Source organism: Ralstonia sp. Ralssp135 (assembly GCF_047304345.1).
In the GTDB taxonomy this organism is placed as follows: domain Bacteria; phylum Pseudomonadota; class Gammaproteobacteria; order Burkholderiales; family Burkholderiaceae; genus Ralstonia; species Ralstonia chuxiongensis.
Genome location: NZ_JBGLYZ010000116.1, coordinates 1 through 248, shown reverse-complemented (window position 1 = coordinate 248; position 248 = coordinate 1). Strand labels below are relative to the sequence as shown.

General features: G+C 68.1%; 1 pseudogene. It reads left to right on the top strand.

The window, feature by feature from the left end:
* Nucleotides 1-248: pseudogene (locus ACCD03_RS25610) on the top strand (hypothetical protein); the annotation flags it as partial.

The following is a 248-nucleotide window of genomic DNA, read 5'->3' as shown; positions in this document are numbered from 1 at the left end:
GCCAACGATCTTGCCCGGGTATTGGGAATCCCGGCCGACCCCGTGGCGGCGGCGCGGATCGTGCTCCAGGGTCGGCGCAACCGGATCGACCTCGGCCGCGCCAACGACCGGCTGTTCTTCAACATCGCCACCATTGGCCTCAGCGCGAGGCGCGCGCGGGCCATCGACAAGCAGACCAAGAAGCGGTTTGGTGCGCTGGCCTACCCGCTGACCGCCTTTCGGATCGGGCTGGGGCGACCATTTCACAC